The sequence below is a fragment of the Polaromonas sp. genome, assembly GCF_039930745.1.
GTDB lineage: Bacteria > Pseudomonadota > Gammaproteobacteria > Burkholderiales > Burkholderiaceae_C > Polaromonas.
Genome location: NZ_JBDTTH010000001.1, coordinates 177,326 through 201,244 on the forward strand (window position 1 = coordinate 177,326; position 23,919 = coordinate 201,244).

At 59.7% G+C, this 23,919-nt stretch carries 27 protein-coding genes and 1 pseudogene; 20 read left to right on the top strand and 8 right to left on the bottom strand.

What is annotated here, in order from left to right; genetic code table 11:
- Positions 1-321: 321 nt before the first annotated feature.
- The 8 genes from ABI660_RS00900 to ABI660_RS00935 all read left to right on the top strand — a co-directional run bounded on the left by ABI660_RS00900 (position 322) and on the right by ABI660_RS00935 (position 6,745).
- A complete protein-coding gene (locus tag ABI660_RS00900) occupies positions 322-531 on the top strand; it encodes a DUF3606 domain-containing protein (RefSeq protein ID WP_348064003.1) in 210 nt (69 codons plus the stop codon).
- A 51-nt stretch (positions 532-582) separates the two neighbouring features.
- Positions 583-1,863, top strand: a complete 1,281-nt coding sequence (locus ABI660_RS00905; RefSeq protein WP_348064005.1) for a phospholipase D-like domain-containing protein — start codon at positions 583-585, stop codon at positions 1,861-1,863.
- Between the two features lie 251 nt (positions 1,864-2,114).
- Positions 2,115-2,288 (top strand): DUF3606 domain-containing protein, encoded by a 174-nt coding sequence (locus tag ABI660_RS00910; RefSeq protein WP_348064007.1) that lies wholly within the window; start codon positions 2,115-2,117, stop codon positions 2,286-2,288.
- Between the two features lie 96 nt (positions 2,289-2,384).
- A complete protein-coding gene (locus ABI660_RS00915) occupies positions 2,385-2,783 on the top strand; it encodes an MAPEG family protein (RefSeq protein WP_348064009.1) in 399 nt (132 codons plus the stop codon).
- A complete protein-coding gene (locus tag ABI660_RS00920; RefSeq protein WP_348064011.1) occupies positions 2,780-3,427 on the top strand; it encodes an SDR family NAD(P)-dependent oxidoreductase in 648 nt (215 codons plus the stop codon). Before ABI660_RS00915 ends, ABI660_RS00920 begins: the two co-directional genes overlap by 4 nt.
- On the top strand, positions 3,427-4,107 hold the full coding sequence (locus ABI660_RS00925) for a cupin domain-containing protein (RefSeq protein ID WP_348064013.1): 681 nt from the start codon (positions 3,427-3,429) through the stop codon (positions 4,105-4,107). The genes ABI660_RS00920 and ABI660_RS00925 overlap by 1 nt, the downstream gene beginning before the upstream one ends.
- Before the next feature lie 18 nt (positions 4,108-4,125).
- Entirely contained in the window at positions 4,126-4,836 is a 711-nt protein-coding gene (locus ABI660_RS00930) for a Crp/Fnr family transcriptional regulator (protein ID WP_348064015.1), read from the top strand.
- Positions 4,837-5,101: 265 nt separating this feature from the next.
- Positions 5,102-6,745, top strand: a complete 1,644-nt coding sequence (locus ABI660_RS00935) for a hypothetical protein (RefSeq protein WP_348064017.1) — start codon at positions 5,102-5,104, stop codon at positions 6,743-6,745.
- A gap of 55 nt (positions 6,746-6,800) precedes the next feature.
- Here the strand turns inward: ABI660_RS00935 and ABI660_RS00940 are convergent, their stop codons facing one another.
- The 5 genes from ABI660_RS00940 to ABI660_RS00960 form a co-directional block, all read right to left on the bottom strand.
- Positions 6,801-7,235: a nuclear transport factor 2 family protein gene (locus tag ABI660_RS00940; RefSeq protein WP_348064019.1), complete on the bottom strand. Its 435-nt coding sequence runs from the start codon at positions 7,233-7,235 to the stop codon at positions 6,801-6,803.
- 71 nt (positions 7,236-7,306) lie between these two features.
- Positions 7,307-8,773: an aspartate aminotransferase family protein gene (locus tag ABI660_RS00945; protein WP_348064021.1), complete on the bottom strand. Its 1,467-nt coding sequence runs from the start codon at positions 8,771-8,773 to the stop codon at positions 7,307-7,309.
- Positions 8,774-8,785: 12 nt separating this feature from the next.
- Complete coding sequence (locus ABI660_RS00950) at positions 8,786-9,061, bottom strand: hypothetical protein (RefSeq protein ID WP_348064023.1); 276 nt, start codon at positions 9,059-9,061, stop codon at positions 8,786-8,788.
- Positions 9,058-9,390, bottom strand: coding sequence for a hypothetical protein (locus ABI660_RS00955; protein ID WP_348064025.1), 333 nt, complete (start codon positions 9,388-9,390; stop codon positions 9,058-9,060). The genes ABI660_RS00950 and ABI660_RS00955 overlap by 4 nt, the downstream gene beginning before the upstream one ends.
- A gap of 95 nt (positions 9,391-9,485) precedes the next feature.
- Positions 9,486-10,109, bottom strand: coding sequence for a DedA family protein (locus tag ABI660_RS00960; RefSeq protein WP_348064027.1), 624 nt, complete (start codon positions 10,107-10,109; stop codon positions 9,486-9,488).
- A gap of 187 nt (positions 10,110-10,296) precedes the next feature.
- On the opposite strand from ABI660_RS00960, the gene ABI660_RS00965 reads away from it, so the two are divergent.
- From ABI660_RS00965 to ABI660_RS00975, 3 genes are read left to right on the top strand one after another with little or no spacing between them, the layout of a single operon-like run.
- Entirely contained in the window at positions 10,297-10,578 is a 282-nt protein-coding gene (locus ABI660_RS00965; protein WP_348064029.1) for a DUF4389 domain-containing protein, read from the top strand.
- Between the two features lie 34 nt (positions 10,579-10,612).
- On the top strand, positions 10,613-10,969 hold the full coding sequence (locus ABI660_RS00970) for a VOC family protein (RefSeq protein ID WP_348064031.1): 357 nt from the start codon (positions 10,613-10,615) through the stop codon (positions 10,967-10,969).
- Between the two features lie 32 nt (positions 10,970-11,001).
- Positions 11,002-11,538, top strand: coding sequence for a GNAT family N-acetyltransferase (locus ABI660_RS00975; protein WP_348064093.1), 537 nt, complete (start codon positions 11,002-11,004; stop codon positions 11,536-11,538).
- A gap of 65 nt (positions 11,539-11,603) precedes the next feature.
- Here ABI660_RS00975 and ABI660_RS00980 read toward each other — a convergent pair whose 3' ends face one another.
- Positions 11,604-12,407: a tetratricopeptide repeat protein gene (locus tag ABI660_RS00980; protein WP_348064033.1), complete on the bottom strand. Its 804-nt coding sequence runs from the start codon at positions 12,405-12,407 to the stop codon at positions 11,604-11,606.
- Positions 12,408-12,681: 274 nt separating this feature from the next.
- Here ABI660_RS00980 and ABI660_RS00985 point away from each other — a divergent pair, with 274 nt between their 5' ends.
- From ABI660_RS00985 to ABI660_RS01015, 7 genes are all read left to right on the top strand, one after another.
- On the top strand, positions 12,682-13,662 hold the full coding sequence (locus ABI660_RS00985; RefSeq protein ID WP_348064035.1) for a tripartite tricarboxylate transporter substrate binding protein: 981 nt from the start codon (positions 12,682-12,684) through the stop codon (positions 13,660-13,662).
- A gap of 97 nt (positions 13,663-13,759) precedes the next feature.
- Positions 13,760-14,437 (top strand): hypothetical protein, encoded by a 678-nt coding sequence (locus ABI660_RS00990; RefSeq protein WP_348064095.1) that lies wholly within the window; start codon positions 13,760-13,762, stop codon positions 14,435-14,437.
- Between the two features lie 359 nt (positions 14,438-14,796).
- A complete protein-coding gene (locus ABI660_RS00995) occupies positions 14,797-15,243 on the top strand; it encodes an SRPBCC family protein (protein ID WP_348064037.1) in 447 nt (148 codons plus the stop codon).
- 41 nt (positions 15,244-15,284) lie between these two features.
- Positions 15,285-15,932 carry a dihydrofolate reductase family protein gene (locus tag ABI660_RS01000; protein ID WP_348064039.1) on the top strand — a complete coding sequence of 216 codons (648 nt, stop codon included), beginning with the start codon at positions 15,285-15,287 and terminating at the stop codon, positions 15,930-15,932.
- Positions 15,933-16,037: 105 nt separating this feature from the next.
- Complete coding sequence (locus tag ABI660_RS01005; RefSeq protein ID WP_348064041.1) at positions 16,038-17,075, top strand: VWA domain-containing protein; 1,038 nt, start codon at positions 16,038-16,040, stop codon at positions 17,073-17,075.
- Positions 17,076-17,364: 289 nt separating this feature from the next.
- Positions 17,365-20,493 (top strand): metallophosphoesterase, encoded by a 3,129-nt coding sequence (locus ABI660_RS01010; RefSeq protein ID WP_348064043.1) that lies wholly within the window; start codon positions 17,365-17,367, stop codon positions 20,491-20,493.
- Positions 20,494-20,744: 251 nt separating this feature from the next.
- Positions 20,745-20,930 carry a hypothetical protein gene (locus ABI660_RS01015; protein WP_348064045.1) on the top strand — a complete coding sequence of 62 codons (186 nt, stop codon included), beginning with the start codon at positions 20,745-20,747 and terminating at the stop codon, positions 20,928-20,930.
- A gap of 250 nt (positions 20,931-21,180) precedes the next feature.
- On the opposite strand, the gene ABI660_RS01020 is transcribed toward ABI660_RS01015, so the two are convergent.
- On the bottom strand, positions 21,181-21,564 hold the full coding sequence (locus ABI660_RS01020; protein WP_348064047.1) for an energy transducer TonB: 384 nt from the start codon (positions 21,562-21,564) through the stop codon (positions 21,181-21,183).
- Positions 21,564-21,794, bottom strand: a pseudogene (locus ABI660_RS01025) (aminotransferase class I/II-fold pyridoxal phosphate-dependent enzyme); the annotation flags it as partial. The gene ABI660_RS01020 and the pseudogene ABI660_RS01025, both read right to left, overlap by 1 nt.
- A gap of 427 nt (positions 21,795-22,221) precedes the next feature.
- On the opposite strand from ABI660_RS01025, the gene ABI660_RS01030 reads away from it, so the two are divergent.
- Both ABI660_RS01030 and ABI660_RS01035 read left to right on the top strand, forming a co-directional pair.
- Positions 22,222-23,022, top strand: a complete 801-nt coding sequence (locus ABI660_RS01030; RefSeq protein WP_348064049.1) for a hypothetical protein — start codon at positions 22,222-22,224, stop codon at positions 23,020-23,022.
- A gap of 35 nt (positions 23,023-23,057) precedes the next feature.
- Complete coding sequence (locus ABI660_RS01035; RefSeq protein ID WP_348064051.1) at positions 23,058-23,918, top strand: hypothetical protein; 861 nt, start codon at positions 23,058-23,060, stop codon at positions 23,916-23,918.
- The last annotated feature ends 1 nt before the right edge of the window (position 23,919 follow it).

Genomic DNA, 23,919 nt, shown 5'->3' on the forward strand with positions numbered 1-23,919 from the left:
CAACGAGCGTAGGTGGCGCCGCAAAGCCGGGCTGTAGGACGGCAGGCAATGCGGCCATCGGCTGGCGCGGGCAGCACCACAGCGCAGACAGGCGCATAGCGGCTGGCAAAGCAGAAATTTTCGAGTTAAATCGTGCGTCAGCCCTTATCCCACACGCACTATCAGCTACATTTTTAATAGCATAGAACTTCTGCAGTACGCCCTCTGCGGTCAAGCACAAAGGCCCACCACGGTCAGGCGTCCGCGCCTCTGGCCTACACCCCTGGGGGGCCTGCCGCCGCTACGCTGAACGCACAAATTGCCAGAGAAAGAAGAGAAGTTATGACCCAACCCGGTACGGAACCCGAACGCATCAACATCAACAACCTGGCCAACTGCGCGCAGTGGGCCAAAAAGCTCAATGTGACTGACGAACAGCTGCGCGAAGCGATTCAGGCCGTCGGCGACAAGGCCACAGACGTTGAAATGCACCTCAAGGGCGCGCGCAGCACCACCAACGCTGACCGCATACGTGACACCCCCGATGCCTAAACACCCAGCCTGGTTCGCCCCCATCCTGGAAACCAAACCCGGTCCAGGCTGATGGCGTCTTTCCTGGGCAGTGCGCTGCACGGGGCCGCGGCGCTTTTTCTGGCGCTGGCAGTCCTGCTGGGCCTGGTGATCTGGTCCATCAAACGGCATCACAGCCCCAAGCTCAAGATTGAATGTGACGCAACCATAGACACGCTTATGCCATCGTTGGCCGGGCTCAGCCTGGGCAGCGTGACTTTCGGCAACTCGGTTGAGCTGTTTGAAAACGGCGCCTTCTTCGACGTACTGATAGAACGCATAGGCGCCGCGCAGCAAACCGTTCACTTTGAAACCTTTCTCTGGAAGGAAGGTGTGCTGGGCCAGCGCATGGCCAACGCCTTGTCAGAACGCGCCCGCGCCGGGGTGAAAGTGCGCGTGCTGCTGGACGCCACCGGCTCCAAAAAACTCGGCAAAGGTGAGCGCCAGCAGATGAAAGATGCGGGCTGCAAGGTCGTGATGTTTCATGAGCGCTCGATCTACACCATCGGCGTCATGAACGACCGCGACCACCGCAAGCTGGCGGTCATTGACGGCAAGGAAGCATTTGTGGGCGGCCACTGCATCGTGGACGACTGGCTGGGCAACGCCGAAGACGGCAAGCACTTTGCCGATCTGAGCCTGCACCTGCACGGGCCCATCGTGCACAGCGTGCAGGCGGCCTTCAGCGAAAACTGGGGTGGCCAGACCGGCGAGCTCTTTGTGGGTGACGATGTGTTTCCCGAGCTGGAAGCGGCCGGTGACGTTGCGATCCATGCCGCCTACGCCAAGCCCGAGGGTTCGGCCCCGGCGGTCAAGATTCTTCACCACACCGTGATCTGCCTGGCCAAAAAACGCATCTGGATCCAGAACCCCTACTTCATCCCGGAGCCGGAAGCCATCGATGCTTTTGGCGAGGCCGTCAAGCGCGGCGTCGATGTGCGCGTGATGATGCCGTCCACCAGCGGCTCGGACAACCCCATGGTGCAGCATGCCGGCCACCGCAATTTTGAAAAGCTGCTCATGTGCGGCGTGCGCCTGTTTGAGTACCCGCACACCTTGCTGCATCAGAAGGTGATGACCGTTGACGGCGTCTGGAGCGCCATCGGCTCCAGCAACTTTGACGACCGCTCGTTTGACACCAACGACGAGATCACGCTGGGCATCAAAGATCGAGCGCTGGCCGGCCAGCTGGATGCCGTGTTCGAGAAATACGTGGGCCGCTGCCACGAGATTGAACTGAAGGCCTGGCAAAACCGCGGCCTGTGGCACAAGTTCAAGGACAACCTGTTTTATGTGTTCAATGAGGTGCTTTGAATAGCGTTTTGCGCGATTTGGGGCAGCTTTTAATGCTTAAATCGGCCTCTAGCCCATATAGAACGGGCGCGAGAAGCTACTGTTTTAATAGCATACGACTGTATTCCTGGAGACCGCCGCGGGTTACAACACCCCATGGCGGGCAAAAACTCTAGCGGCCCGGTGGCGGCGGCTTTTTCTGCTGGCGCGCCACATACCAGCGCGCCATACGCTCCACCAGCGCATCCGCCCCGAACGGAGCAACATCAAAATTGGCCAACTGCGCGCAGTGGGCCAAAAAACTCAATGTGAGTGACGAACAGCTGCGCGAAGCGATTCAGGCCCTCGGAGACAAAGCCACGGACGTTGAAATGCATCTCAAGGGTGTTCGCAGCACCACCAACGCCGATCGCGTGCGTGACGTCCGCGACGCGGGTCCGGGATGACACCTCTGCGTAGCAAAAGCTACAGATCGGGCGCTCGCCAGGTTCTATCGTTCTCCCCGTGTCCACCTTGCGGCACGTTGACGGAGAAAAAATACCATGTCCCGAGAACTGTTCTGGCTGTCTTTGACGCTTGGCGCTACCGCGCTGTTTGTATTTCCCTATGTACTCAACCGCCTGGTCATTCGCGGCCTGGGCGGGCTGCTGGCCAACCCCCTGCCTGACGACAAACCACTGGCGGCATGGGCGCAGCGTGCCCAGCGCGCGCACGCCAATGCCATCGAAAACCTGGCGGTCTTCGCGCCGGCGGCGCTGGCGGTGCATCTTCTTTCGCTCGGCAATGAGGGTACCGCCATGGCCTGCGCGGCATACTTTCTGGCGCGCGTGCTCCACTACGTCGCCTACACCGCAGGCATTGTCGGCGTGCGCACGCTGGCCTACCTGGTGGGCTGGGCAGCTACGGCCTGGCTGATCGTTCGCGCGCTGGGGTGGGTGTGAGCCGGCCTTTTGCGCTGGTGGCGGGCAGCGGCGGCCCGCTGGGCCAGGCGCTGCTCGCCGAATTTGCAGACGCGGGCTATACGGTTGCTGGCCTGCGCAAGGCAGACTGCGACCTGGCCGACCCTGCCGCCGCAGAGAAGCACATCGCGCAACTGACGGACGCCCACGGCCCGGTGGACGTGCTGATCTTCAATGCCGGGCATTTGCTGATTGCTCCTTTTTTAGAGCTGGACGCCGCCGCCTTTGACACCTGCTGGCGCGCAGGGCCGGCAGGCGCTGCCAACTGCGCGCGAGCAGTGTTGCCAAAGATGATCAAGCGCGGGCGGGGCAGCATGATTTTTACCGGCGCCACCATGTCGCTGCGCGGCTCGTCGGGGTTTTCTGCCATGGCCTGCGGCAAGTTTGGTTTGCGCGGGCTGGCCCAGTCGCTGGCCAGGGAGTTTCAGCCCCAGGGCGTTCATGTGGCGCATGTGCTGCTGGACGGACTGCTGGACGGTTCACCTTCGACCCAGCGGTTTGGTACGCGGCAAGCCGCGCCGCTGGAGCCGCGCGCCGTGGCGGGCAACTACCGCTGGTTGGTAGAACAATTGCCTGCAGCATGGACCCATGAGCTGGACCTGCGCACCCCTTCCGAGAGGTTTTAATGGACGCCCTGCAACTGCATGCCGACCGCAGCAGGCCCGCCCTGGCGCACGCAGCCAATCTGCCCTGGCTGGCCTCTTCACAACCCGGGGTTCAACGCAAGATGCTGGAGCGGCTGGGCGGCGAGGTGGCAGTAGCCAGCAGCATCGTGCGTTATGCGCCGCGCAGCCGTTTTACCCAGCACACGCATGCACTGGGCGAGGAATTTCTCGTTCTGTCCGGTACGTTTTCTGACGAACATGGCCACTACCCCACGGGGAGCTATGTACGCAATCCGCCGGGCTCCAGTCACAGTCCGTTCAGTGACGAAGGTTGCGTCATCTACGTCAAGCTGCGCCAGATGGCGCTAACGCAAAGCCGGCGCGTGGTGATGACCGCAGACCAGATGCAATGGGCGACGGACCGCTGCGGCGACGGATGCCAGCAAGCCCTGCTGTACGAAGACGCGCTGGAAACCGTAAGCCTTGTGCAGCTTGGTGCGGGGTGTACCATTCCCGCTCGTTCCGTCACCGGGGGTGAAGAGCTGCTGGTGCTGGAAGGCGCGCTGGACATGACTGGCACAGGGCAAGCGCTCAAACCGTGGAGCTGGCTGCGCCAGCCCTGCACCGCTTTACCCGCCCTCTACAGCGCACGCGGCGCCCGGCTCTGGGTCAAACGGGGCCACTTGCATAGCCAGATTTAAAAACAATGCGGAGGCAGCATGCAGTCTTTGGGTGAGCTGGTTCGGTTTGAGCCTTTCAACCGCCTCAGCAACGAGGCACGCAGACTCCTGAACGAGGGCGTAGTGCGCAAGAGCATGCCCGCAGGCGCCAGCGTCATGTACAAGGGCCAGCCTGCATCGGGCGCCTACATGGTGTTGTCTGGCAGGCTGCGTGTGTTTACCGTCACACCTGGCGGTACCGAAGCCACCCTCTATCTGGTGGACCCTGGCGAGACCTGTGTGCTTGCGCTGAACTGCCTGTTCAACGACCTGCTTTACCCGGCATGGGTACAGGCCGAGGCCGCCACCAGCCTGGCCATCATTCCCGGGCCGTTGTACCGCAAGCTGTTCGCCCAAGAGCCCGCTATCCAGGACCTGACGGTGCAAGCCCTGTCCACACTGGTGTTCCGGCTGATGGCTGAACTCAACGACATCCACTCCTGCAACCACAAGCAACGCCTGGTGCACTTCCTGCTGATGCATGCCTCGTCCGAAGGGTTGCTGGAAACCACCCAGCAGCAGCTTGCCAACCACCTGGGCACCACGCGCGAAGTGGTAGCCCGGCTCATGCAAGACCTGGTGGCTGGCGGCTTTGTCAAAACCCAGCGCGGCCGTATCACCATCAAAGACCTGTTTGGTCTGCGTCGTCTGCAGGCGGGGCAGCTTGAAGCTGCGGCCCCTGCCGGCAAGGCCAAGGCGCCCAAAAGCTGACATGTTATTGCGGTCTTGATCCGCAATCCATGGTGGTATCCATGCGGCGGCAGTACATGCGGCATGGTTCCGGCTCAAGAATAACAAGTAAAACAACGCTTGAACCCTGACGGGCGAGCAGTTCACCCGCTGCGAACCAGGCACAGGACACGCTCTCCCCCGAATTGAGGATGACAGCGGGCGCAGGCCTTGGGATACTGTGGCCAGCTCACCGGGCTTTCCCGCATGAACGCTGGAAATTCGACACTCTCCCAACGGAACACCCATGCCTCGTACCGTCGTCATCGGCACCGGAATTTCAGCTGCGGCCTATCTGTTGTCTGCCAACCGCAATCTGGGCACGGTGTTCGGCACCGGCGGGCCAGACCTGTGGAAGCAGATCGCCCCCACCCACCAAATGGGACAGCCCGCCCCCTTGCTGACGGGTAACCTGCTGGCAGGGCCGCGGGGTTTCATCACACGGCCTCAACCGGGCAGGTCGCCGTTCATGCTGGCGGGTGATTTTGCGGGCCTGGTGGAGCACCACTTCCAGAGCCACACGCATTTCCAGTTTCCGGGCTCTCTGGTGGACAGCATCAGGCGCTTGCCGAACGGGCAATATGAGGTGCGCGGACGGGTGTGGGGTGCGCGCCTGACCATTTTTTGCGACAACGTGATCATCGCCGTCGGACCCGGGCCTTCGCGTCCGCTGATGGTGGGCGAAAACGGTGACATTGGCGTGGACGTGCGAGGGCTCGACGGCTACGTCGTCGGTGGCACCGAATTCATGTCGCCTACCTGGCAGATGCCGCGGGGGGAAACCATGCGCGGCAAGACCATCGCGGTGTATGGCGGCTCTGCCACCGCGGCATGGGTGGTCGAGCTGGCGCAGATGCGCGGGATGAATGTGCTGCGCTGGTTCACGCGCCCGGGCGGCGGCGACGGCGCCTGGAACGTCGATGTGCGCTTCGAGGCCGCCTTTCCCGCGGGTTCAAGAAACACCGAGGTGCAAGAGGGCACGCGGGACCAGCGCGCCGTGCTGAAGCTAACGAACATTAAGATGATCCGGCCGGAGAATGACTCGTCATTTCTGGAGCTCGATTTTCTTGACCAGCACGACCAGATCGTGAGGCTTCCCGTGGATTTGCTGGTGTACGCGCTCGGAGCGGCGCACACCAGGGACACCGGCATTCGTGCGATGCTGGACCGCGACATACAGGCACAGCTGGTGGCCTATTACGACCGCAACCTCGCCATCAGCGCCAGGCCTTCGCTGCTGGCCGTGGGCACAGGCGACGGCTCACTGATGATTGTGGGCTCGGCCATGTGCAGCGTGGCCGGTTTCGGCAACGACATGACGCTTCAGGGCGACCCGAGCAAGACACTGGCCACGCTGGGCCGCTACACCGACATCAGCAACTCGCTCCCGCCGGCCGCACGCCCGCCGGAAGGCATAGGCATGATCATGGCCGGCATTGAAGCCCTGAACGAATTCATGCCTGTCAGGGCCACCGGCGGAGCGTTCGCCGTCTACAGAAGGCCGCACGGCCAGGGCTTGGCGTTTCATGACCTCGCCTTTGTGTGGGACATCAACTACAACACCAGCAACCGCACCCAGCTGGCCGCGTTTCTTGCAAGCACCACCAATTTATCGCCCTTTGCGGCCAACGTTGCCGTGGCGCTGATTGTCAAACTGCGCACGCGCGCCGGCAACACGCTGGGTCTGAGCAATGCGCAGGTGCAGCTGATCATCTGGACGGCGCTGTGTTACGCGCATGCCCTGGCAGCGCTGAACCGTGATCTGGAGGCCATGCGCCTGTGGTCAGACCGGCACCACGGCGCCGACCGGTTTGTCGACATGTGTGTGGACTACATGACCACCGAATACACGCACGTCGCCTGGTGGACGCATCACGGGATCAGTTGCTGAGGCGCAAGGCTTGCCAACGCACCGGTGGCCTGGCTGCATGACGAGTCATTGCATTTCAGGGAGCCTGGGGCTCCACCACCGAATGCCACCATATCCTGAAGTTGCGGCACAGCCCGCCGGCTTCAAACTCGGCCACCGCCACGCCGTCGAGTGCCAGGCGCGGCAACGGGTCACCCGGCTGGCGCGCAAGCTGGCTGGTGCCCGTGGAAGCGGCCCACATGGCAAACATCTCTTCCGAAGTGACCTGGTAAGTGGTGTGCCAGTGCGCAATGCCGCCCAGCGCTTCGGCGTGCAGGATGTTGAAGGTCAGCACGATGTCGGTCTGCAGCTTGACGCGCTGCCAGTACTGTTTGATCTGCGTGTGCCCGGTCTGCACCGCAAACGGCGTGTTGTGGTACTGGCCGTCTTCGGTGAACAGCGAGGCCAGCAAAAACTCGTCGCTGGTTTCCCAGGCCTTTTTGTAGTTTTCCATGAAGCGCTGCATCAGCATGCCGAGGTCCCTTCGTCTTTTGAAAATCTGTGTGCCAACCACGGAGGCCGGGATGACCAGCGTGGTGCGCCTCAGCCTCGCGGGGTCTTGCGCTGCTGGCGCGCCACATACCAGCGCGCCATACGCTCCACCAGCGCATCCACCCTGCCCTTGAGCCCGGGCGCGACCGGCGGCGCGGCATGCAGGTCGATCTGCTGACCGCCGGTGCTGTACATCTGCACAAACATGTCGAGCACCTTTTGGCGCACCATGCCGCGCAGGGGAATGTGGCTCATCATGCCGTAGGTGGCGGCGCTGCCTTCCTGCGCCAGCGCGGGGTTGGCCTTGGCGGTGGCCACGGCTTCTTTCAGGTCGCGCAGATACGCGTCAACCACAGCCAGATGGCCGGCGGTGATCATCGCGTGCAGGCCGTCGGGCTTTTGCAGGCGGTTCACCGTCCAGCCCTTCGCATCCATCTGATCGCCCACGGCAAAGATGTTGACCGCCACATCGCGCGATCCGTAAGCCAGCAGCGGGCCACTGGGCTCACCCATCACATACAGCTCGGGCATGGCGCTGATGCCTTCGCGCATGGTGTCAAAGGCCTGCAGGGTCTGCGCCGCCAGCGCGCGGTAGCCTGACTGGCCGAAGTGCTGCATGGCCGCCCACGCCGCCGCATAGGCGCCACCCGGGCGCGTACCCAGCAGGGCCGGGGAAGCGAACACGCCGCCCGGCCAGTCTTCATAGACAAACATCTGGTGGCGCAGGTAGTCCAGGTTGCGGTAGGTGATGGTGGAAGCGCCCTTGGCCGCAAAGCCGTATTTGTGGATATCGGCCGAGATGGATGTCACGCCCGGCACCCGATAGTCCCACAGCGGCAGCGTGCGCCCGTTCATCGCCATGAAGGGCAGGATGAAGCCACCCACGCAGGCGTCCACATGCAAGGGAACGCCGCGCTGTTGCGCAATGGCGCCCATGGCCTCGATAGGGTCGATGCTGCCGTGCGGGTACTCGGGCGCCGAGCCCAGAACCATCACCGTGCGGCGGTTCAGCAGGCCTGGCAGCTTGCGCACGTCGGCATGCAATTGTTCGTCCAGCGGCAGCAGGCGCACCTTCACATTGAAATATTCCGCCGCCTTGAACCAGGCCACGTGCGCCGTCACGGGCAGCACCATCTCGGGCCGCTTCACACCGCGCTGGCTGCGCGCCATGTCGCGGTAGGTTTTGACGGCCAGCAGGCAGCTCTCGGTGCCACCGGAAGTGACCACGCCGCACACCTCGGGGGTGCCGTGGAACATGTCCGCCACGGCGGCAATGATTTCAGTCTCGAAACGCTTGAGGCTTTTGAAGGCCGTGGGGTTGAGCCCGTTGGCTGACGAAAAAGCCTGGTACGCCGCACCCATGAAAGTGTCGTGCTCTTCGCCCAGGTAATACACCAGGCTCCACAGCCGGTTGCCCTTGTAGTCCGGGTCTTGCGCGCCGTAGCCTTTGAGCTCGGCCAGCACCTCGGCTTGCGGACGGCCTTGCTCGGGCAAAGAATGGGTTGAAGCGGTACTCAAGGTGGGGCTCCGTCAATACACGGCGTCGTGGTCGCCCACATTGATGAGAATGATCTGTTGATCCTGAATCAACAGCTCCAGCGTGATGCGGTATGAGAGATTGATGGACACCGAATGCAAGCCGTCCAGTCGCCCGGCCAGGGCATGCAAACGCAAACTGGGGTGGTGGGGATTGATCTCAAGCAGTTGCAGCGTCTTGAGGTATTGCTTTTGCACGTCTGAATGCCGCGTCAAGAACCGGACCGCACGTTTGACGTATTGCTCGGTAAAGACGAGCTGGAAGCTCATGCAGCACGCTTGCTTGTCTTTTTAGCAGTTTTTTGGGTAGGCCGTTTTTTGGCCGGTGCTTCAGCTGGTTTGGCAGCCAGCGCCGACACGCGTTCCACATGGGCTGCAGCCGTCTCTGCCACAAACCTTCCTGCAGCCATGTCCGCCTGGCTTTGCGCCAGCGCAGCGTCCAGCTCGCATTCACGCAGGTAGTGGTAGTGCGCAACGTCCATCACCACATAGCGGTCTTTTCCGCGCACCGAAATCATGGCCTCCGGCTGCGTGGCCAGCAAGGACTCGATGGCGGCCACACCCCGGGTTTTCAGGTCATTGGCGGTCAGCTGGGTCATGGCATTCCCTGGTTGAAGTGGGGTGGAATTAACAGCTTGATTGTAAATACTTCTAAAAGTACCCTAAAGAGTACTGTTAAAAGCCTTTTCCGGCCTCAGTTTTCAGGTGCCTGCCTTTGCCTGGCGCGCCGACGGCTGAGCAGCCAGATGCCCAGCATCAGCAACAGGAACACCGGCACCAGCCACCCCTGAAAGCGCTGCACCAGCGCAAGAATTTCTTCCCAGCGCCCACCCACATAACGCACGCCGTAGACCAGCAGGGGCAACTCCACCACTGCCGCCACGCCGTCAAAAATGAACAGGTGGCGGTAAGGCATCTTGAGCGAGCCCGCCGCAAAAAACAGCGGTGTGCGCACGCCCGGCATGAAACGGACCACAAAAATATAAGCCGGCCCATAGCGGCGCATGGTGTCCTGCATCGAAGCCAGCCGCGCCTCGGGCACCACGCGCGCAAAGTAGCGGTGCCGCAGCAGCCGTGCCCCGAAGCGGTGGCCCCAGTGAAACACCAGCGCGTCACCCAGCACCAGCCCGAACCACGCCACCACCATCAGGGGCACAGGCTCCATCACTCCCTTGAGCGTGAGCGCCGCCGCTGCCAGCAGCAAGATGTCTTCATTGATGGGCGCGCCTATGCCGCAGCTGAACAAAAGCGCAAACAGCAGCGCATAGGCGGGAAAGCCCTGCAACGATTGCAGGAAAGCCATGGCGGAATCGAACATGGGCGTATTCTGATGCCTCAGAAAAAGGAGGAACAGCTGGTTTCCCCCACTGCGGCCCATCGATCTGGCCCCGATTGCCAGTCCGCTTCCACTCCATGCGGCAGCGCGCTACAGTGGCTTGATGCGCGTCAAGCTCTTCGCCACTTTCAGCGCGCAGCATTTCGACCTGACTTGAAGGAACCCGACCATGACAGACAACGCCCCGCTCACCGTTCCGCCGCGTAACCTCCTGATGCGCACCCTGCTCATGCTGCTGATGGCCGTGGCCTTCCAGCTGGCCACCTGGGTGCTGGTCGCCGTCGCGCTGCTACAGCTGGTGTTTGCCATCTTCACCGACGAGCCCAACCCGCGCCTGCAAACTTTTGGCCGCAGCGTGGGCCGCTACCTGGCGCAGATTGCTGCTTTTGTTTCCTTTGCCACCGAGGCCACGCCCTTCCCCTTCAGCGACTGGCCGGTTGGGGATCTGTAATTAACATGGGAATCACAAGCACCAAGGATTTGTCATGCCCACCACCCCCGAAAACTGCCGCATCAACTACATCGAGCTGAACGTGCGCGACATCGAGAAAGCCAAGGCCTTTTACGGCAAGGCTTTTGGCTGGACTTTCACCGACTACGGCCCGCAATACGCCGAGTTTTCTGACGGCGCGATGAAAGGCGGACTGACCAGCATGGAGCCACCCTCGCCCGCCGGTGGCCCACTGGTCATCCTCTACGCCGACAAACTCGAAGCCGCGCAGGCCAGCGTGCTGGCAGCCGGCGGCACCATCAGCCGCGAGATTTTTCCCTTCCCGGGCGGGCGCCGCTTTCACTTCAAGGATACCGACAGTTACGAGCTGGCGGTGTGGTCCAGTCAGTGAGCCCGGTGGCAAAACCCACCGCGCAAACAGACCTGGTTCAGCGCTTCAGCTTCCGTCCACTCCAAATGGCTGATCTGCCCGTGCTGCATGGCTGGCAGGCCCGCCCGCACTGGACCGAGTGGTGGGGCGAGGCGCCGACCTGGGCCGAGGTTGAGGCCGAATATGGCGCGTACATCGCCGACCCGACTCACGTACAACCGCACATCGCCCTGCTCGATGGCCAACCCTTCGGCTACATCCAGTCTTACGTGGCCATGGGTTCGGGTGGCGACTGGTGGGAGGCCGAAACCGATCCCGGCGTGCGCGGCATCGACCAGTCCATCGCTGACGCTGCGCAACTGAACCGCGGCCTGGGCACGGCCATGGTGAAAGCCTTTGTCGCCAGGCTGTTCAGCGACCCGATCGTCACCCACATCCAGACCGACCCCGACCCGCGCAATACGCGCGCGATTCGCTGTTATGAAAAAGCCGAGTTTCGCGCGGTGCGGGAAGTGCAGACGCCGGACGGCACGGCGCTGCTGATGGTTTGCGAGCGCGAAGGAACAGGGAAGTCAACTGGAGGCACGTAGCTATATCCGTATATTGGCCGTGAAGGTTCTGGCTCGATGGGATCGCTCATGAGGTTCTTTGTTTTTTATTTCGGAAGTGATGGGAGAGGAGAACCATCTCCAGGTGCCGATAAACGCTTCGACCGAACGTCGGCAATGTAGCTCAGTTGCCCCCGGGCTCGCTGGTCATTTTTGTCGAGGCCCAGGCACTGCAGATACATCTTCTCTGCTTCATCCAGGCGGTTTTGCTCGATGTAGACATAACCCATGCCTCGCCAGGCGCGTGAGAGTTCTGCATTTTTCACCTCAGGCGGCGAAAACTCCCCGGCGGCGGCCGCTGCCTTCTCGAAGGTTGCAAAGGCCGACGGCCAGTCTCGCAACCCCAAATACAGATTACCCAGTTCGCCAAGGTACTGTGAGTTTCTGGGCGACAAAGCCAGCGCCGACTCCAGCGCGCTTTTGGCCTCGCTGATGCGCCGGAGTTCGACCAGTGCGTAGCCTTTCAGGTACCAGGCGTCCGACCAGAGCGAAGGCACCACGACTGCGCCCCGCTTGGGCTCTTCTTTGGATGCAGCTGCCTCAACCAGGTACATCAACGTATCAATCTGCCAGCGCCCGGTGTAGAACTTTCGTGTGTCGTCCTTGAAACGAAGTTCAAAAGCCGCAATGACCTTGTCAAAGTGATCGGTGATGGCCTGCGCCGGCCGGCCGGATTGCAGGAGCCCTATCCCCTGACGCAGCTGCTGCTCCAGCGCAAGGTCTTCCGGGTTGCGAACGGCCGCCTGAGCGGCATCTGCCGCAGGCGGTGACGCCGGTGCGGCCTGCCCATATGCAGAAAGAGCGAGTGCTGCCGCGAAAAGCAGCAACGAAAGTTTGCCGAGTTTGATCATTTTTATTCCTCCCATCCCAAAAACACCCCAGACAATACGCCAGCCATCCGCTCGCGCCTATGAGGGTTAGCGCGCGATGTTTGTCATGGCAATACTGAGCAAGGGGTGGGGACATCCCGAATGCAGCCGGGGAACGGTTGGGGTTCAATACCCTACGCAGGAAATCAGACCGCTCGCGACCCGGCGGTTTGGCGCACATGGCTCATGGTGCCGGCACCGTTCCCTGCAGCAGCTGGGTTGAGGGTCACGTGTAAGCAATACAAGGAGACATCCCATGCACCGTCGCGCCCTTCTCGCCGCATCCACCGCGGTGGCTGCCCTCACCCTCGCCAGCTCGCCAGCCCTGGCGCAGGACAAATACCCGGCAAAACCCATCACCTACATCGTGCCCTTCGGCCCGGGCGGCACCACGGACGTACTGGCCCGGCTGGTGACGCTGAAGGCCGGCCCGGCGCTGGGCACCAGCTTCGTCATAGAAAACAAGCCCGGCGCCGGCGGCGGCACGGGCTCTGACTTCACGGCCAAGGCGTCGCCCGATGGCTACACCATCCAGGGCGGCACAATCAGCTCGCATGCCATCAACGTCAGCCTGTACTCGAAGCTGCCCTACGACCCGGTCAAAAACTTCCAGCCGATCACCATGATCGGCTCCATGCCCAATGTGCTGGTGGTGCGTGCAGACAGCCCTTACAAGTCGCTGCAAGACGTGATAGCCGCTACCAGGGCCAAGCCGGGCATGATCAATTACGCATCGTCCGGCAACGGCACTTCGCAGCACCTGTCGGGCGCTTTCTTCGAGCAGCTGACCGGCAGCAAGATGGTGCATGTGCCGTACAAAAGCAGCGCGGAATCGCTCAATGCCATCCTGAGCGGCCAGGGCGCCGACGTCATTTTTGAAAACCTGGCGCCGGCACTGCCGCATATCAGGGCCGGCAAGCTGCGTGCGCTGGGCGTCACCTCTGAAAAACGCTCCGCGGCGCTGCCCGAGGTTCCTGCGCTGGCAGAAACACTGCCGGGGTTTGCGATTGTGTCGTGGCAGGCCATCTTCGCGCCCGCCGGGGTGCCGCAGCCCGTGGTGGACAAGCTCTCCACCGAGATGATCAAGGCCATCAACGACCCCGAGGTCAAATCAAAACTCGTGGCCCAGGGCATCGAACCGTCTGGCATGTCACCCGCCGAGCTCAGCGCGTTCCAGAAGTCGGAAATCGACAAGTGGGCACGCGTGATCAAGGCAGGCAACATCAAAATTGAATGACCCGTCTCATCCATTGATTGATCCGCCCATTCATCCCTTCATCCATTCATCCCTTCACCCGTTCACCCGTTAGTTACCAACCACCGAAAGGAAACCCATCATGCGCAAACTTCACTACCTTGCAGCCGCCGGCGCCACGCTGGCGCTGCTGGCCGCCTGTGCCACTTCACCGGCCACAGGCCCCATGAGCTTTTTTGTCACCAGCGCGGGCAGCGGCAAGGGTGCCGACTTGGGCGGCCTGGCTGGCGCAGACGCGCACTGCCAGCGCCTGGCAAGCGCTGCCGGCGCCGGCGGCAAGACCTGGCGCGCCTACCTGAGCACGCCCCCCACCCTGCCCTCTGCCACCACACCGGGCACGGCCGCCACGAATGCACGCGACCGCATAGGCGCAGGCCCGTGGTTCAACGCCAAAGGCATGCTTGTTGCGCGCGACATCGGGCACCTGCACAACGGCAACAGCCTCGGCAAGGAAACGGCGCTCGACGAGCGCGGCAATGGGGTCAAGGGCCGGGGCGACGCACCCAATGAGCATGACATGCTGACGGGCTCGCGCGCAGACGGCACCGCGTTTGCACCGCAGACCGACACCACCTGCAAGGCCTGGACAAGTTCGACTGACGGTTCCGCCATCGTGGGCCACCATGACCGCGCCGGCCCCAATGCGGACAACTGGTCCACGTCATGGAACTTCTCGCACCAGTCCGCCGGCTGCAGCCAGGAAGCGCTGGTCCGCACGGGCGGCGCTGGCAAGTTCTACTGCTTCGCGGCGAACTGACCTGACGGGGGCGGTAGCTCCCCCCATCATCCTGCCGGTGGGGCGATGGCACCCGTCACTGCAATGGGTCCCGTCATCGCGATAGATTCGGTCGTCCCGGCCTGAGCCGGGATCCACCCCCTTTTCTCCCATTTTCCTTCTTCTCAGAGACAAATTGGCCTCCAGCCCTTATAGGCTATGCCAAAGCAGCTATGAATTTAATAGCCATCAGCGCCAGGTGACGGCTGGGCGGGGCAGCTTCCGTTGCCCTTTGTTGCAGTTTTTATGGCCTTTGCTGCCACTGCGTGTCGATTCCGGGCGCGCCGAATCGTCGTATGGTCAGAGGGCTTTTCCTCTGCACTTCATTAAGGGAATCGATCATGTCCACCAACACAGTCAAACTTCACCGCGTGCTGCGCTCCACCCCCGAGCGGGTTTACCGCGCTTTTCTTGATGCCAATGCCATGGCCAAATGGCTGCCGCCGAACGGCTACACCGGCAAGGTCCACCAGATGGACGTCAAGCTGGGCGGCGGCTGGCGCATGTCGTTCTTCAACTTCACCACAGGCCATGAGATGTCATTCGGCGGCAAATACCTCGAGCTGGTGCCCAACGAACGCATCAGCTACACCAGCGCCTTCGACGACAAGAACCTGCCCGGGGAAATGGTGACCACCATCACCCTCAAGGCCGTGTCGGCGGGGGTCGAGATTCACGCCGTGCAGGAAGGCATTCCCTCCATGATTCCGACGGACCAGTGTTATGTGGGCTGGCAACAGTCACTGATGCTGCTGGCGCAGCTGGTGGAACCGGAAATTAACCAGTGACCGCGCTGCGCACAAATATCATGCAACCCCAGGAGAGCTAAATGAGAAAACTCATTGCGTCCACATTCACATCGCTGGACGGCGTCATGCAGGCACCAGGCGGGCCGACCGAAGACCCCACCGAAAACTTCACCTTGGGCGGCTGGATGTTCGGCTTCGTGGACCCGGAGGCGGATATATCCGCGGCGGGTTTCGATGGCAAGAATCGAGAGCTCGTACTTGGCCGCAAAACCTACGAGATATTCGAAGCCTATTGGCCCCTCCAGCCAGCCGACCATCCCATCGCGAAGACGTTCAACGCGACAAAAAAGCATGTGGCCTCCCGCACCTTGAAGTCATTGCGATGGAACAACTCATCCGTGCTCGACGGTGACGTCGTTTCAGCCATCACCGCGCTCAAGGCCCAGCCCGGACACGACCTTCAAATCATCGGCAGTGGCAATCTGATTCAAACGCTGCAAGCCGCGTCGCTGATTGACGAATACAACATATGGACGCACCCAGTAGTTCTTGGCCATGGAAAGCGGCTGTTTGAAAACGGTGCAAAGCCCGGCGCACTCCGGCTGGTGGCCTCGAAGGTTTCAAAAGACGGCGTTGTGATGAACAGGTTTGTTCCGGCCGGAGATATTGTGCTTGGGACGATTGGCGAGGACGAACCAAGCGGCTCGTCCGGTTCAGCAGCCGTTTGACCACCCGGCCCTCACGCAGCCGGCACGGGCCTGCCTCTGGCCGGGCCTGGGGGAAGCGCTGAACAAGTTGCCCGCCGGCCGCTTCCGGAGGAAGATAAGGGCTCCATGTTCTTCCTGTCGCCCCCGTACCTCTGGCTGATGCTCGCACTGCCCTTGCTGCCGGTGGTGTACCTCTGGCTGCTGCGGCGCAGAGGCAAGCTGGCCGTGCGCTACAGCAGCATTGGCATGGTTCGCGCCGCGTCTGCCGGGCGCCAGTGGCGGCGGCACCTGCCACCCGCCCTGCTTCTGTTGGCATGCACGGGCTTGCTGCTGGCCGCGGCGCGCCCCATGGCGCGGGTGCCGCTGCCTTGGGCTCGCTCCACCATCATCCTGGCGATGGACGTTTCCCTCAGCATGCGCGTGGACGACGTCAAGCCCACCCGGATGGAAGCCGCGCAAGAGGCGGCCAAGCTTTTCCTGCGCGACCTGCCCAGGAACATTGAAGTCGCGCTGGTCACCTTTGCAGGCAGCAGCCAGGTGGCGCAGGCCGCCACGCTGGACCGCGCCTCACTGGTGAAGGCGATCGACGCGTTCCAGATGCAGATTGGCACAGCAGTCGGCAGCGCCATCGTGACCAGCCTGGCCGAGCTGTTCCCCGACCAGGGCATCGACCTCGAAGAAATGACCTTCGGCAGCAAGCGGCGCGGGCGCAGCCTGGACGACAAAGCCAAGCCGCCGCCCCAGCAGATCACCCCCGTGGCACCGGGCTCGTACAACTCCGCGGCGATCATTTTGCTGAGCGATGGCCGCCGCACCACGGGTGTAGACACCCTGGAAGCGGCAAAAATGGCCGCCGACCGGGGCGTGCGTGTCTACGTCATCGGCCTGGGAAGCGTGGGCGGCCCCGGGGCGATGCCCGAAGGCATGCCCATCTACCTGCAACTGGACGAACCCACTTTGCGCGAAGTGGCACGCATGACCGGCGGTGAGTACCACCAGGCGGGCACCGCGGAAGCGCTGCGCAGCGTCTACGAGAACCTGGGCTCGCGGGTGCAGGTGCAAACGCGCGAGACGGAGGTCACGGCCTTGCTGGCCTTGCTGTCGGCGGGGTTGGCGCTGGTGGCGGGGGTTCTATCCCTGCTTTGGTTTCGGCGCGTTGTGTGAGCACCTAGCCACCGACCAAAGCATCTCCTGGACCTCTCCCAGGCAGGATTCATCGGCATGAACTGATTACGGCTAGCGTGTGCGGAAGGCTCATCTTTCACAACATTACCAGATGCAAACCTTGCCGTTCAGGTGTGCTGCACCGTGGGAGCCGAGCACCAAGTGGAATCCCCTCCACTTAGAGGAGGCGACGACGCGAGGTTCGGTCTAAACTTAAGCGGACCCTCGACGTGCGCTGCTATCGCAAAAATTGCTCGCGAGGCAATTTTGAAAAATGACCTAAAAAAACTTGGAAGACAAGATGAAAATACTGCATCTGTCCGATTTGCATATAGATACCAGCATTCTTCGTGATCAGAAAGTCGTCTTAAAGGCTCTTTTCGCAGATATCCGAACTGAAGTCTTCACGAATGGCGCATTTGACCTAGTCTTCTTCACAGGGGACCTTATCGCGAAGGGCGGGTATTCTCAGGAAAATATTCAAGCAGCGAAAGATGAATTCCTAAAACCGCTATTGCTCGCTGCAAATGTTCCAGCGGAAAGGCTGTATGTCGTCCCGGGGAATCATGACGTAAATCTAAAACTGCAATCAAAAAATCTTGCTCGCTCACGCGAAACACTTGATACAAACGAAGCTCAAACACAGTATCTCGATGAAGCCACGCAGGCCAATACCCCTGCAACCGGCTTAGAAAAATACAACGATCTTATAAACAGCCTAGGACGCGCGTCACCTGTTTTGGAAAATAATCATTACAGAGCCTTCAAACTCAAGGTGGGATCTATAAGCATCGGGATCGGCGAAATCAACACAGCCTGGTGTGCGACTGGTGCAGAGTCCGATGGAGACTACGGGAAACTTCTCGTAAGCGGCAAACAAATTGACGAAATTGTTAGTGCATTAGATGGAGTAGATCTCAAACTCGCACTAATGCATCACCCAATCAGCTGGATGAGGCTTAAGGATTCTAGAAATCTACACAGGCAATTACTACTGCATTTTGACGGTCTATTTCATGGGCACAACCATGAACCAGATGCACAAAGCATTTCAGGAACGTCCAACAACTACTTCGTGAGCAATGCTGGTTGCCTTTATCAAAGTCGAGAGTATTTCAACGGTTACTGCATTACGCGCTTTGATCATCTTGCTCAGAAGTGGGACGTGGATTCCAGAGAATATATAGAAGGAAGGCAAAGCTTCGACAAGGCCTTGAGATTTGGCCCCGACGGACATTCAACTTTTTTCCGAGTTAGAAACAATGCCGCGCAGAATGTCCCAGTACTACCTTCCGATGAATATATTGAAGCGCTACATGCTTCATTCAATGGTCATTTGCTTTCCACACTAGTTTCCACTGTTGCCCCGCCATCTCTACGTTCAATTTTCGTTGACCCTCCCATTAGCAAGGTGTCTCCTCGCCAATTCAGTGCAGAAAAGTCAAACGGTGGAAATGCAGTCTTCCTTCCCCTCAAAGATGTTTTAGCAACGCGAAAAAGTACCCTATTCGTGGGGACCAAAGACATCGGAAAAACGACGCTTCTTCATCACATTTGCTCTTTGAGTCTTGATTTTGGCCAGTCGGATTTTCCATCGTTTGCTGCTTATATCGATCTTGAATCGACAGGAGAAACGCGCGCTGCAATACTTGAATCTATTACGTCCTTTGGACGTGGCGCATACAGACGATCGGAGTTTCTTGGCTTATTGGGCTCCGGATCTATAGCGATTTGTTTTGACAATATTAAAAGTGCTCGATCAAAGCAACTGAAAGCCGTACGAGATCTATGTGCCGAATTTCCGAAATGTCGCTTTTTCTTCTCTGTGAATGAGGAAGTCGAGTACTCGCTTTCCGTAACTCAGCTTCCAAAGTTAACTGACGAGCTGGACGTCCTTTATCTACACCCCTTTGGTCGGAAGGAGACGCGGCAACTCACGCAAAAATGGTATGACGAAACACCTATGGAAGCATCTGCCAAAGTAGATGAGGTGCTATCACTGCTCGCCAGGCTCAATATCCCGAGATCCCCATTCCTGATCTCAGCTCTGCTTTGGATACGCGAAAAGCAAGTTCAGTTCGCGCCTGTGAATCAGGCCGAAATTCTCGACGCTCTAATTGATGGCGTGATGGAAAAACTTTCGGAAAGCAAAGACCGATCTGGACTTGATGCAAGTATTAAACGGCATTTTCTCGCAGCTCTTGCTGAGCACTTGTATAAATCAGACTCCCGACGTATCAGCAGCCATGGGCTTGATGCGTTCACCGTGAATTACTTTGGAGCGAAAGGCCTGCTAGCGCCCTCTGGCCCATTTCTGGCCGAGTTAAAAAGGAAAGGAATACTTCTTGAAGTAGGCAGCGACGTCACATTTATGTTTGACAGCATTCGCGCCTTTTTTCTCTCTAGTCGCCTGCAAGAATCTACCGAACTCATGGAACAAGCGCTCGACCCAGAGCATTTCTTGTCATTGGGGGAAGAGCTCGATTACTTTACCGGTCGCCATCGCGACAACCGCGAGGTTTTGGAGCGTGTTGCGGCCATCGTTCAAGGCTTTAGAAGGGAATCAGGTTTAGCAAGCGACTTGAAGGTTTTTGACACCATTTCCATGAAGGAAAGTCCGAACCCTGACCATCCAGAGGGAGACTTAGCCCTTGCGATAGAACAACACCGACCTACCGATCAGAGTCGGGAGGATATCCTGGAGTCTATTGACGAACAGACAAGATTCCGCGGGCCAAATGAAGTGGAAGAGATACGTCTCCAACGGCTTACCGGATCAGTTGGAAAATATCTGGAAGCATTAAGAATTGGATCCGCGGTGCTTCGAAATTCGGAGCTAGTTAATGACTTACCGTTGAAGCATTCGGTTTACAAGCAATTTGCTCAATGTTGGTCCGAGATAATGATTGCGGTCATTCTTTCTGTGGACTCAAAGGATAAGGAAAATCAAGGACTTGATGTACTCCGCAGTCTCCTCCCGACAGGGAATCCAACTCTTGCTGCCTATCTTCTAAAAATGCTTGCGCCTAACGTAATAATGTCTCTAGCCGCAGAATCGCTTGGTACGGCAAAACTTCAACTTATTATTGAAGATCACATTAAAACCGCAGCGAGTACCGTTGAAAAATTAACTAGTACTTTTCTGTCTGTCGATTTGGAATTTTCAGGCCGATTTAAGGCGTTGCAAAGCTTGTTAGATGCTCATAAAAACAATCGGTATGTAGCTGAATTGATTTTTTTCAAGTTAATGCAGTTGTACTTTTTTTCGCGACTTAACGATCGCGATTTGATTAGCATACGTGAAGTTATTGGGTCGGCTGTTACCTTGATGATGTCAGTAGAGTCGCAGAACGACCGTAACGCAATGAAAAGCCGATTGCTTAGTGGCCTCGACAAATCAAGGCTTCTACGAAGCTGAGGCAGGGGCGCCCCTGTTTCCTGTCTCTTTGATCTTAACCAGAGATCACGGCCTCTCTGACAAGGGGACGGCTCGTCCAAATTTTGAGCGCGAATGTTGTCCCGGCGCCGCATTCCCCTCGTCTTATGGCGTGGTACCTCTCCCACACGAGCTCAGGTGTTGCAGCGGTAGCGCGGGGGGTGGCGAGGCGCGCACTGTGAAGGAACAGGTTCATACAGGCCCTGCATCCCCAACACCACCACAGGACTCCCATGACTGACCCGCGCAACATTGCCCACGACAAAAAAGTCCAGCAGGAAAAGAAACACCGCGGCGAAGAGATCGCTCCCGGCGCAGAACATGCCGTGCAGCCCGGCAAGAAGCCGCATATTCAGACCACGGACACGCCGGAGACTGACGCCGACACTGCCGACAAGGATGAACCGCCTGCGAGCTGAGCAAGCCGTCAATTCACAAAACGAGAAAGCCTGCTGCACATGTGCAGCAGGCCTTTTTTTAGGGGTTTGTCCATTCCGCGCAACCAGGCTGGGCAGCGGACCGGCCACGCCCTGCTCGATGGCCTTCTTCGCAAACGCACCTGTATCCTTCGTCTTGCCGTTCGCCCCGGGAGTCAACCCCGGAAAAACAGTTCACCGATCAGCGCCTGCAGCAAAGCTGGGTATATCTGCGTTCTTTTCTCTTGGACGGCTAATCCTCAAGTACGAAGCGGATCGGAACGATGACCAGACTGTCGACGGGCAGCCCGCTGCGATCCCGCGCCGGAATAAACCTGGCCCCGCGTAAGTAAGCGAGCGCCGCTTCATCGAGCAAGGCATAACCGGAGCTGGAGCGCACCTGGACATCTGTCACGGCGCCGCTGGCCAGCACCCGCAGCCTCACCATCACCTGGCCCTGCTGCTCCTGGCGCAATGCCGCAGGTGGATATTCCGGATTCAACGGCGCTTCCGGCCGGGCGTAGGAAGCCAGGGCGGGAGCCGCAGCAGTTGCGACATTGTCACCAGTAGCGCGCGGGGTCTGCGCAAGTGCCGCTGCGCTGATCAAGGCTGCAGCGAACGCCAGCTGCTTCTTCATCACTCGACAGCCTTACCGAGCCTGACCATCCCTTCCTCAATCTTCGCCACATCGGCGGTAGCAAAGCTCAACCGGAAGGTACTCACATCCGGCTCACTCGCATAAAACGGTGCCCCCGGCACAAACGCCACACCCTGCTCAATCGCCTTCTTGGCAAACTCACCGGCATCTTTCGTCTTGCCACCGGCCCCCGTGAGCCGAGCCCAGAAAAACAGGCCGACCTTTAGCCGGAACCTTTCCTTCTTGTTCATTTCGGGTTGCGGCGGGAGTGCGGTCGCCGGATGACATGGCCTTGCTGATGGCTTGGAAAAAAGTAAGCCAGGCCCGCGCTGGTTGCCGTGCCGCCCTGGCATTCCAAGACGAGCTTGAACCACCTGCCTGCACGTTGGTCGAGGCCTTGCCTGGCTTATTACTGATTTGAGCCGCAGCCAACTACCATGGACTTTTCACAAAATCTCGCTGCAAGCCCCCGCGCAGCCAGAAAGCCAATGCGTCATCTGCCCGCGGCTTGGCAACGCAGCTTGCTGATCGTAAAAATAATCCTCCGGCATCCTTCAAATAGAGGAGGACGACCGCCGAAGCGAGGAATAGACTTCAAAAAAAATCACCCAACAAAGAGGGCAATGCTCTGGAAGTGCGGTTAGAAAAGGAGAAGACATGAGGACGAACGCGTTAACCTCTATCGGCCTCGCACAGCTTGCACTGTGCGCCGTCCTTGTGACGCCGCAGTCGGCGAAGGCGCAGCCACTGTGTCCCCCAACTTGGCCGGCAGCCTTTACCGTAAAGGCCAAGGCGATCCTGGAACTTCTGGCCAACACCGCCTATAAAAGAAATCAACCCGTCGCCCTGGCTAATTGTGTCCGCGACGCCGCGATGCAGACGAACATCGATGACGCCCTTACCGCGGACCCCGAACACCTGTCCAAGGTACTGAAACAGGTTGCGGATTTCCAGCGTACGACTTCCGCCACACTCAAGGCCTCAGGTGACTCGGGGGCGGCCGCCTACTGGCTAAAACAGGAGGCCGAGTTCCGCGCCTGGTACCTGAGTGAATTGGCGAGTCCGGTGAAACCGCCACCAACTGCCGGCCCGTTGCGCATCACCTATCTTGAGGGCGTTCATTTCCTGATGGATGGTTATGAAATCGTCAACACGGCGGAGCCGGTGGTGCTCTGGATGTACAGGGCGCCGGTGGAAACCTATTACCCGGCAACTTACGACATCTGGGTGCGGGCGGTTGCCAGTTGCTCGAGCTGGAACTTCAAGGATGCTGCCAATGCGACGGATGCTGCCCTGAAAACCAGCCTTTGCAGCTCGGCCTGCAAACCCATGGCAATCAGCGCACGTGAAGCCATAGATGATTTCGCCGGCCGCGCCCCTCCCGGAGCCCTCGCGAAATCCCGGGGCCTACTTGATCGCACACGCCAGGCCCTTAAATCCTGCGGAGGCGGCAAATGAGGCGCTTGTCCACCTCCGTGCTGACCTGCCTTGTCTTGCTGACCGCGCTGCTGGCAATACCGGCCAGGGCGGAAACGGCAACCGCCAGCGCGTCAATGGCAACGCTCTCGATCGATGCGGACAAGACCGCGGTTTTCGGGCAGCCTTTGCAGTTCATTTTGGTGATTCGCAACAATGCGGCCACGGGTGGCAGCGCCATTACGCCGCTGAGCATCCAGGTCATCCCCATAGGCCGTCTAGCCAGTGCTTACGACGTCCTGAACATTTCGGACGACGTTGCGGGCCTCAGAGCCATTCCGCCGGGTCACACCTTGCAATTGCGGAAACAGCTGAAGCCCACGGAAAGCGAACTCTGGCAGCGCTATTTCCACACGACGCAGGCCTACGATGTGATGGTAGACGCCACTTGGGCCGACAACTCGCAGGCGGCCACGCGTCAGCCCGTCACCATGCTGTCCTCCCCGGCCGCGGTGATATGCGGCGGCATCCTGGGCGCTTTGCTGCTAACGCTTTTCACCCGTCTTTATCCACTGCTGCGCTCCCAGCCCAAAAACATCGAAGAGACAACCGCAGCCTTGATTTGGAGCATGTTCGCCTCCAGCCTGATGGGCGCCATTCTGGCCATGCTGATCATCGCAATCACCCGCGCGACCTCTTCGATTACCTTGCCGGTGGCGATCAAGGTCGAGGATTTTGTCGGAGGCTTGATGGTGGGCATGTTCAGCCACGTGCTGGCCCCGTGGTTGGCTGAAAAACTGAGCGTCCCCGGCGCAACATTGGCATCAGCAGGCCCGGTGAATATCGCGCACCATGACGCCGAGGACGGGTGCGACGCCGCCATCAGCGACGCCACACCCGACGAAGAATTACCGGCAGCCAGGGGAGGCGTCGCCTGAT

Bases quoted from the DNA above. Each gene is read 5' to 3' on its own strand.
- ABI660_RS00955 (WP_348064025.1), bottom strand. From the start codon at position 9,390: ATGACCCAGCTGACCGCCAATGACCTGAAAACCCGGGGTGTGGCCGCC.
- ABI660_RS00995 (WP_348064037.1), top strand. From the start codon at position 14,797: ATGTCCACCAACACAGTCAAACTTCACCGCGTGCTGCGCTCCACCCCC.
- ABI660_RS00930 (WP_348064015.1), top strand. From the start codon at position 4,126: ATGCAGTCTTTGGGTGAGCTGGTTCGGTTTGAGCCTTTCAACCGCCTC.
- ABI660_RS00960 (WP_348064027.1), bottom strand. From the start codon at position 10,109: ATGTTCGATTCCGCCATGGCTTTCCTGCAATCGTTGCAGGGCTTTCCC.
- ABI660_RS00905 (WP_348064005.1), top strand. From the start codon at position 583: ATGGCGTCTTTCCTGGGCAGTGCGCTGCACGGGGCCGCGGCGCTTTTT.
- ABI660_RS00980 (WP_348064033.1), bottom strand. From the start codon at position 12,407: ATGATCAAACTCGGCAAACTTTCGTTGCTGCTTTTCGCGGCAGCACTC.
- ABI660_RS01015 (WP_348064045.1), top strand. From the start codon at position 20,745: ATGACTGACCCGCGCAACATTGCCCACGACAAAAAAGTCCAGCAGGAA.
- ABI660_RS00935 (WP_348064017.1), top strand. From the start codon at position 5,102: ATGCCTCGTACCGTCGTCATCGGCACCGGAATTTCAGCTGCGGCCTAT.
- ABI660_RS00915 (WP_348064009.1), top strand. From the start codon at position 2,385: ATGTCCCGAGAACTGTTCTGGCTGTCTTTGACGCTTGGCGCTACCGCG.
- ABI660_RS00940 (WP_348064019.1), bottom strand. From the start codon at position 7,235: ATGCTGATGCAGCGCTTCATGGAAAACTACAAAAAGGCCTGGGAAACC.
- ABI660_RS00985 (WP_348064035.1), top strand. From the start codon at position 12,682: ATGCACCGTCGCGCCCTTCTCGCCGCATCCACCGCGGTGGCTGCCCTC.
- ABI660_RS01030 (WP_348064049.1), top strand. From the start codon at position 22,222: ATGAGGACGAACGCGTTAACCTCTATCGGCCTCGCACAGCTTGCACTG.
- ABI660_RS00965 (WP_348064029.1), top strand. From the start codon at position 10,297: ATGACAGACAACGCCCCGCTCACCGTTCCGCCGCGTAACCTCCTGATG.
- ABI660_RS01005 (WP_348064041.1), top strand. From the start codon at position 16,038: ATGTTCTTCCTGTCGCCCCCGTACCTCTGGCTGATGCTCGCACTGCCC.
- ABI660_RS01000 (WP_348064039.1), top strand. From the start codon at position 15,285: ATGAGAAAACTCATTGCGTCCACATTCACATCGCTGGACGGCGTCATG.
- ABI660_RS00925 (WP_348064013.1), top strand. From the start codon at position 3,427: ATGGACGCCCTGCAACTGCATGCCGACCGCAGCAGGCCCGCCCTGGCG.
- ABI660_RS00970 (WP_348064031.1), top strand. From the start codon at position 10,613: ATGCCCACCACCCCCGAAAACTGCCGCATCAACTACATCGAGCTGAAC.
- ABI660_RS01020 (WP_348064047.1), bottom strand. From the start codon at position 21,564: ATGAAGAAGCAGCTGGCGTTCGCTGCAGCCTTGATCAGCGCAGCGGCA.
- ABI660_RS00950 (WP_348064023.1), bottom strand. From the start codon at position 9,061: ATGAGCTTCCAGCTCGTCTTTACCGAGCAATACGTCAAACGTGCGGTC.
- ABI660_RS00900 (WP_348064003.1), top strand. From the start codon at position 322: ATGACCCAACCCGGTACGGAACCCGAACGCATCAACATCAACAACCTG.